Origin of the sequence: Bradyrhizobium sp. (genome assembly GCF_030697065.1) — a bacterium.
Taxonomy (GTDB): Bacteria; Pseudomonadota; Alphaproteobacteria; order Rhizobiales; family Xanthobacteraceae; genus Bradyrhizobium.
In genome coordinates this window covers 1-6,356 of sequence record NZ_JAUYQU010000091.1, presented here as the reverse complement: position 1 = coordinate 6,356, position 6,356 = coordinate 1, and the positions used below count along the sequence as shown (strand labels likewise).

6 protein-coding genes and 1 pseudogene are annotated in these 6,356 nt (G+C 67.0%); all 7 read right to left on the bottom strand.

Annotation, left to right across the window (positions count from 1 at the left end):
• The coding region (locus Q8R73_RS06470; protein WP_305718711.1) for a CHASE2 domain-containing protein at positions 1–683 on the bottom strand (683 nt) is incomplete at its 3' end.
• Positions 684–702: 19 nt separating this feature from the next.
• Positions 703–1,224, bottom strand: coding sequence for a FecR domain-containing protein (locus Q8R73_RS06465; RefSeq protein WP_305718710.1), 522 nt, complete (start codon positions 1,222–1,224; stop codon positions 703–705).
• A 101-nt stretch (positions 1,225–1,325) separates the two neighbouring features.
• Entirely contained in the window at positions 1,326–4,028 is a 2,703-nt protein-coding gene (locus Q8R73_RS06460) for a DUF2339 domain-containing protein (protein WP_305718709.1), read from the bottom strand.
• A 209-nt stretch (positions 4,029–4,237) separates the two neighbouring features.
• Positions 4,238–4,744, bottom strand: a complete 507-nt coding sequence (locus Q8R73_RS06455) for a tyrosine phosphatase family protein (RefSeq protein WP_305718708.1) — start codon at positions 4,742–4,744, stop codon at positions 4,238–4,240.
• A gap of 138 nt (positions 4,745–4,882) precedes the next feature.
• On the bottom strand, positions 4,883–5,500 hold the full coding sequence (locus tag Q8R73_RS06450) for an HD family hydrolase (protein ID WP_305718707.1): 618 nt from the start codon (positions 5,498–5,500) through the stop codon (positions 4,883–4,885).
• On the bottom strand, positions 5,497–6,123 hold the full coding sequence (locus tag Q8R73_RS06445; RefSeq protein WP_305718706.1) for a DNA-3-methyladenine glycosylase I: 627 nt from the start codon (positions 6,121–6,123) through the stop codon (positions 5,497–5,499). Before Q8R73_RS06445 ends, Q8R73_RS06450 begins: the two co-directional genes overlap by 4 nt.
• Positions 6,120–6,356, bottom strand: a pseudogene (locus Q8R73_RS06440) (folate-binding protein); the annotation flags it as partial. The pseudogene Q8R73_RS06440 and the gene Q8R73_RS06445, both read right to left, overlap by 4 nt.

Sequence of the window (6,356 nt, the reverse complement as noted above, 5' to 3'; positions counted from 1 at the left end):
CGGATGCGCCGTCCCGCCAGCGTCAGGCTATCCGCCTGGATCACCGGTTCGCTGCCGGTCGCCAGTGCCGCGACCCGCAGCGGAAACGACAGTTCCACCCTGTCGCGGGTTCGAAACAGCATCGGCACGCCGCGCGGCGTGCCGGATTTGTCCGCGGTCAGGTTGACGACGCCGACGGCGGCATGGTCGGCGAAGGTTTTCAGCGGCAGCAGGAATTTCTCGGCGCGCGGCAGGCGCGCCAGCGGACCGGGCTCGCCCGCTTCGATCAGTTGCGTCGCTTGCGGGAATACCGCCGCGGATGCGATCACCGTCGGGCGTTTGCCGAGTGCCTGTGCCAGGGCTGTGTCGCCCTGGACCCGGTCGTTGCCTTGATCGATGAGCAGGAGGTCTACCCCGACGACGCGCGGCTCCAGTCGGGCGATGGCATCGACCAGCGCGGCAAGACCGGCGCGCGGCAGCGGATAGCCGCCGTGTTTCGCCGCGGTGTCATCGTCGATCGCGACGATGGTGAGTTGATCCGGTGCGCGCCGCTCTCCGCGCGCGACCAGACGAAGATCGGTCAGCGGGCTCTCGGCGCGATCGAGCAACGCGACCTCGCCGCGCCAGTGCCCAACTCCGAGAGCCAGCGACCATAAAGCGGCCAGCACCAGCGCAATCAGGATATGGAGGGTCCTGCGTTTCACCGGCGATCATTTCCCATGATTACTGGCCGAGGCGGGCGAGCAGTGCATCGATCCGCGGTTGCGGCCAGCGCTTGACGACCAGGGGGCCTGTCCCGGGTTCGACGTCGACCCCGTCGCCGGCACCGAGAACAACTTGTCCGGCACCTTGAGGCCTTCGCACCGCGACCCGGCCACGCAGCACCAGCACCGAGGTCCTCGAGGCCTCGGCATCGACGGCCCATTTCGTCCCGCGCACCGCGGCGATGGCCTGTGGCGTGGTGACTTGGAAACGGCGCTTGCCCTGCTGTTTGGGGGCATCGATCAGCAAGGCCTTGCTTTGCAGATTGACGGAATTCACGCTGCCCGTCCTGTCGACGCTTTGCAGCGTGAATTTGGCGCCGTCTTCTGCCACGATCGTCAGATCACCCGGGCAGCGCAGGGTTTGCGCCGCATTGGCCGTCTGACTTGAGGCGCACCCCGTCGGAGCCAGCTGGGCGGTTGCAACGGTCACGCCGGCTAGCACGCAGGCGATGACGCACGTCAGGCGGGCGAGCATTTTCATAGCGGTGTCTCCATGCACGGGTCGCACGCGATCCGGGCCGACTTTATGATCTATCGGCAAGACCATAAACCGCAATCCCGCTCCCGGGTTTCAAACTGTGTTCATCCTGTCCCGCCGGGCTGGGCGACCGGCGCGGCCGGCGGCGCCTGTCTGCGGAACAGAATCCGCTGGTACAGCCAGCCGATCGCCACCAGCACGAGGCCGAGGCACATGAACGACAGCGCGCGGTAGACCCCGGTCAGCGCCGACATATCGATCAGGAACGCCTTGAGGATCGTGAGCGCGATCACCACCGCGGAGGCGAGGCGGGCGCGCTGCGAGTTGAAGAATACGCCGATCCCAAGCAGCGCGACGCCGAATGCCAGCCAGGCAATCGAATAGGTGTACTGCTCGACGCCCGTGGTGGGGCCGCGCGACAGCACCGGGCCGTGATAGAGCCTGCGGATCTCGAACGTGACATAGGTCAGCGCCAGCACCAGCGCGACCGCGGCGATGGTGTTGGCATAGCCGGCCGGACGCCGGCCCGCCACCGCCCAAGACAGCAGCAGCGCCAGCACCGCGGGCAGCGCATAGCCGAGCAGCAGCAGGTTGAAGAACACGCCGCCGACATCGGTCGGCCACAGGATCGGCGTCTCCAGCACCATCAGGCCGATCACGCTGGCGGCGCCGGCAAACAGTGTGAGCACGATCGCCGCGATGTTGTGGACGATGCTGCCGGTGCGGATCCGCAATCGTTCCAGTCCGATCGCCATCGCCAGTGTCGCGCACACCTGCAGCGCGACTTCGGTGAGGCCCGCCGAATTGCGATAGACGTCGCCGCCGTTGACGGCATGGCGGATTTCCATGAACACCAGCAGGACCGTGAACAGGATGGCCGCCGATTCCACCGCGCGCAGCGGCGCGTCGTCGCTGCCGCCGCGGCGCAGGAAAATGCTTCCGGCCCAGAACGACAGTGCCGGAATGCCGTAGCCCCACAACAGCCAGTTGAAGATCGGCGTGGTGCCGACCATGTCGCCGACGATGCGCGGCTCATGGCCGATCCGCAGCACCACGATGCCGGCGAGAATGGCTGCGAGCGAACGCAGGAACGGGATCGGCCGCTGCAGCGAGATCCACGCGGTGCCGAGCGACATCAGCGAAAGCGCGATCGTGAGCCAGCCCTTTTCGAGCGCAAAGGTCAGCGCCAGCGCCATGGCGGCGAGCGCGCCGGTGGCAAACAGCGCGATCGAGGCCTGCAATCCGGGCCGGTCCTCGCGTCTTGCCAGACTTTCGGTCGCGGCGCCGAACGCGGCCGCCAGCACCACGGACAGAATGGCAAACGGAATCGAGCGATCGAGATGCGCGATGCGGGCGTACAGCGCGATCAGCAGCGCCAGCGGCGTGAACACCGCCGCGGCCGACCACACCACCGGGATCGCGGCGCTGCGGGATCGGCCCTGCGCCAGGAATCCGGCGACGCCGAATCCGGTCGCGAAAATCGCCGCGGTAACGAGATGCAACATGACGGCGCCGTCGGTGGCGGCGGGGCCGATCCCCGGCAGCGGTCCGCCCGGCAGCACCAGCATGTCCGGATTGCCGCGGACCGCCCATTCGGCGAATACCACGAATACCAATGCTGCTGCGGCGCCGACCGCGCCGGAGGCCGCTTCCGCGCGCCATGCCACCAGCAGCGTGCCGGCCACCAGCAGCGCGAACACGATGACGGCCGTATCGGCATGCGCGCTGCTCAGCACGATCAAGCCGGCACCCAGCAGATAGACCGCCAGCGAAGCGGACGAGAACAGTTCGATCTCGCCCTCGTCGGCGGGCGGCCCGAACATGAAGCCGCACACCACCAGCAGCGCGGCGAGGATGAAGCCAGCCATCACATGGAACGCGTGCGGCCCGACCATCGACGGCCCGCATTGCAGGCAAGGGAAGGTCCAGAGCAGCGCGAACACCAGGGTGGTGACTGCGAGCCAGCGCCACAGCCGGATCCGCGCCAGCCCGAACGCCGCCGCGGTGACGACGGCAAGATAGAGATAGAGCGCCCAGTAATCCGGCTTGTCCGAGGATACCAGAACCGGCGTGGCGAAGGCGGCGGCGATGCCGAGGCCGGCCAGCGCCGGGCCATGCAGCAGCGCCGCGGCGAGCGTGCCCAGCGCCACCATGCCGAGCAGCACGAACGCGGTGGCGGGGACCAGAAAATCATACAGCGCATAGGCGGCGTAGACCGTCGCGAACGCCACAGCCGTCCCTGCGGCGGTGAGGATGGCCGGGATATTGGCGACCGGCAGCGCCGCGATCGCCGAAATGCTCTCCTTGCGCCTTGTCCATTCGCCCGCGGCCAGCAGCGCCAGCGCGAATGCGCCGCCGAGAAACGTGCGCACGGCGTCGCTGAGCAGCCCGGCCTCGATCGAATAGCGCACCATGAAGAAACCGCCCAGCGCCAGCGTCAGGCCGCCGACCCAGACCACCCAGCGGGTGCCGATGCGCTCCTCGAAGCCGGGTTGGGCCGGCGGAAGCGGGGGCGGGGCGGAAGCGGGCATATCCGAAGCGGGCGACGGTGCAGGCGCGGGTTGAATCGAAGGCGCCTCTTCTTCCGTGGTTTCGATCCGGATCTGGTCCGACGGCGACGGCGCGACCGGAGCTTCATGGGCGGGCAGCGGCGGAGGCACGGCGATTGCCCGCGCCACCGGCGTCTGGGTCTCCATCAAATCCAGCCGCGCCCGCAGCACGGCGACCTGATTGAAGGCCTTGCGCGCGAAGATGAGCGCGACGATGGCAATCACCAGTGAAAAAAAGTCGAACGGCAAGTCGAACATCGCGCCTCCAGGCGATCGGCCCGGCGTCGGGCTTACCGCGGTACATCTTCCGTCTGTGTCGACATCACGCCGGCCGGTTCGAGCGGAGCGCCGGCCGCCAGCCCGTCCGCTTTCACAGTCCGATGCAAGTCAGTGAGTGTGAATCCGGCGGGCAAAAGTTCAACGCGGCCGGCGATTTTCAGGCCGCAGCGCAGTCGGCGCTTGCGGCATCATTCGAGATCGACGCGAAACGGCCGGCCTTCGACCAGCATGCTGCCCGGGCCCATTTCGTCGAGCGCCCGCAGCATCCGGCCCTCGCGCCCCAGCGCGCGGTCCGCCAGGCTGACCATCAGCCGGTTCGGCGACGCGATCGGGGAGGCGGCGCGGATTTGCCGCGCGATCGAAACCTCGTCGCGATGCGGGTTGAGCATGCAGGCGGCGGCGAAGGCGCTCGCCGTCGAGCGGCTGATGCCGGCATAGCAGTGCACCACCAGCGGCGCGTTGCGGTCCCAGCCGCGCACGAAATTCAGCACCTGCTCGATATGCGAATCCGACGGTGCCAGAAAACCGTCCATGTGCTCGGTGATGTCGTCCACCTGGACCCGTAGATGATTGGCCTCGAGCACCGACTCCGGCCGCTGCACCTGGGCGACATTGGCCATCACGGTCAGGACATGGCTGGCGCCGGTGGCCCTGACGGTCTCGGAGAGTGCGGCGAGCGAGCAAACGTGAATCATGGCGGTCCCTTGGCTGCCGTCGATTATAGTACGTAGAGCGTAGGGTGGGCAAAGGCGCATTGCGCCGTGCCCACCATGAGAGATCACGGGTGGATAGATGGTGGGCACGGCGGAAGGGCGCCTTTGCCGACCCTACGGTTACGGCGCGTTCAGGGCCGCGAACCGGGCCAGAAACTGTTTCTCGGCCCTGGCCGCGGTCCACGGCGTCAAATATTCCTGCTGCATCGTCGGCGGCAGGCCGGGATCCCTGCCGAACAGGCGCCGGGCCTCGGCTTCCGCGAAGCCGGCGAGTTCGGTCGCCTCGAGATAGGCCGCCCCCCGGTCGGCGGCCTTGATCGCCTGCGTGATGTGGTCCGCGAGCTCCGGCGGCAGTCCGAAGCGGATATGGATCGCCGACAACAGCCGCTTTTCCACCACCTTGTAGTCGCCGCCGAGCACCGCCTTGAACGGCGAGATCATGTCGCCGATGACATATTCCGGCGCATCGTGCAGCATGGCCGCGAGCCGGAAGCTGAGGTCGATCCGCGGCTTCTGCTGGCGCAGCACGGCTTCCACCAGCAGCGTGTGCTGCGCCACCGAGAAAATATGCGCGCCGCTGGTCTGCCCGTTCCAGCGCGCGACCCGCGCCAGACCATGGGCGATATCAGCGATCTCGATATCCAGCGGCGAGGGATCCAGCAGATCGAGCCGGCGTCCCGACAACATCCGCTGCCAGACCCGGGTGGAGGCGACCGCGGAAGGTTTCCTTGCCGTCATTTTGCTTTGAGGCGGGGGCTGCGCTGCTTTCCAACGCAAGCCTGATGGCAGAAGCAGTTTACCAGATGGTCGTTGACCATGCCGGTGGCCTGCATGAAGGCGTAGACGATGGTCGGTCCGACAAACTTGAACCCGCGCGCCTGCAACTCCTTCGACATGCTGATCGACAGCGGCGTCGATGCCGGCACGCTGGCGGTGGTCTTGAAGTTGTTGACCTTCGGGCGGCCATCGACGAAATCCCACAGGAATTTCGAGAAGCCGGCGCCTTCTTCCATGATCTTCAAATAGCCCTTCGCGCTGTTGACCGCGCCCTCGATCTTGGAACGGTTGCGCACAATGCCGGCGTCGTTCATCAGCGCGTGGACTTTCTTCTCGCTGTAGCGCGCGATCTTCTCCGGCTGGAAATCGTCGAACGCCTTGCGGAAATTGTCGCGCTTGCGCAGGATCGTGATCCACGAAAGCCCGGCTTGGAAACCGTCGAGGATGAGCTTTTCATACAGCGCCCGGTCGTCATATTCCGGCACGCCCCATTCGGTGTCGTGATAGGCCACGTAGAACGGATCTTCGCCAGGCCAGGGGCAACGCGTCAGGCCATCGGCATGCAGGCGCGCCGACTTCGTCATGCCACGGTCTTTTTCGGCGCGGGGCGGATGTCGTTGGGGTCGGCGAGGCGGAGGCCGAGGCCGCCCGATGTCAGCGGCAGTCCCGCGTCCAGCGCATCGGCGGCGCGGTCGATCCGGATCAGCGCGAGACCTTTCTGGCCCGATGTCGACCCCATGGTGCCGATCGATTTGTCGCCGGCGAGAATCGCGGTGCCCGGTTCCGGTGAAAAATCCTCGAGAACGACGCGCACCGT

Excerpts from the sequence above, each read along its gene's own strand:
- Q8R73_RS06455 (WP_305718708.1), bottom strand. The coding sequence starts at position 4,744 with ATGATTCACGTTTGCTCGCTCGCCGCACTCTCCGAGACCGTCAGGGCC.
- Q8R73_RS06465 (WP_305718710.1), bottom strand. The coding sequence starts at position 1,224 with ATGAAAATGCTCGCCCGCCTGACGTGCGTCATCGCCTGCGTGCTAGCC.
- Q8R73_RS06445 (WP_305718706.1), bottom strand. The coding sequence starts at position 6,123 with ATGACGAAGTCGGCGCGCCTGCATGCCGATGGCCTGACGCGTTGCCCC.
- Q8R73_RS06450 (WP_305718707.1), bottom strand. The coding sequence starts at position 5,500 with ATGACGGCAAGGAAACCTTCCGCGGTCGCCTCCACCCGGGTCTGGCAG.
- Q8R73_RS06460 (WP_305718709.1), bottom strand. The coding sequence starts at position 4,028 with ATGTTCGACTTGCCGTTCGACTTTTTTTCACTGGTGATTGCCATCGTC.